The sequence below is a fragment of the Bacillus sp. mrc49 genome (assembly GCF_002803435.1).
Genome location: NZ_PHNG01000496.1, coordinates 1 through 1,270, shown reverse-complemented (window position 1 = coordinate 1,270; position 1,270 = coordinate 1). Strand labels below are relative to the sequence as shown.

The 1,270-nt window shown below is 49.6% G+C and carries 1 tRNA gene; it reads right to left on the bottom strand.

Annotated features, from left to right (window positions below):
- Positions 1–655: 655 nt before the first annotated feature.
- Positions 656–726: transfer RNA gene (locus CVN76_RS04750), tRNA-Cys, on the bottom strand.
- Between the last annotated feature and the right edge of the window lie 544 nt (positions 727–1,270).

Genomic DNA, 1,270 nt, shown 5'->3' with positions numbered 1-1,270 from the left:
TTAATCGCTGCTTCGGCACTCGCTTTACGTTTCGATTATCTCTGCGTGAACAAGAATATGGAATTCCGAGTGCCCACAGTTTAGGCTGGTTTATACCTAAGACCGTTTCATTGCACTGCAGGTGCTCGCTTTCCGCGGGCGGTCGGCGAGCCTCCTCGGCGCATGCGCCTGCGGGTCTCACCTTGACCGCATTTCCCGCAGGAGTCTCGCACCTTCCGTTTCATTCCACTCCGCGTGAAAACTAAATAAGATTTCCATTCCTCATCATTTGGAGGATTTGCACATTGTCCGTCTTATTCCGTTGAACGCACTAAGCTTTCCAGAGGCGGTCCGATCTTCGGTCAATTACGCCTGTGAAGTCTCCCTTGGACACGTATTCCCGTAGAAATCTCGCACCTTCCGTTCCGTTCCACTCAGTGTGAAAACGAATTAAGATTTCCATTCCTCATCATTTGGAGGATTTGCACATTGTCCGTCTTATTCCGCTTAACGCACTAAGCTTTCCAGAGGCGGTCCGATCTTCGGTCAATTACGCAAGCCAGGTCTCCGTAGGACGCGTATCTTCTAAGCGATATTTTTCACACCTTCCTAAGTTGGAAGTAGAAAACAATAAAAAGTAAAAGACATCTCCAGAACGATAGGAGATGTCTTTTTAAGGCGGCAATCGGGATCGAACCGATGATAGAGGTTTTGCAGACCTGTGCCTTACCACTTGGCTATGCCGCCGTGTCATCATGGAAATAACAAATGATATGACCTTACCTTTACATTATGCCGCTCCATCATAAATGTGAATGAAATTATAAAACTTAACCATGATACATAATCCTTTTACGGCCTAAGTTCAGAATTCCAACTCACAGGAACCTGGATGCTACCCTTTATTTTCACACTGAGTGCAATGTAACGGACAATGTTCAAATCCTCCAAAACAATGGGTATTGTAGTCTCCTTTTATTTTCAAGCACAGTGAAATGGAACGGAGGGCGCGAGACTCCTGCGGCAGTGCGAGTCCTGGGCAGACACCGCAGGCGCAAGCGCCGAGGAGGCTTCCCGGACCGCCCGCGGAAAGCGAGCGACCGCAGTGCAATGTAACGGACAATGTTCAAATCCTCCAAAACAATGGGTATTGTAGTCTCCTTTTATTTTCAAGCACAGTGAAATGGAACGGAGGGCGCGAGACTCCTGCGGCAGTGCGAGTCCTGGGCAGACACCGCAGGCGCAAGCGCCGAGGAGGCTTCCCGGACCGCCCGCGGAAAGCGAGCGACCG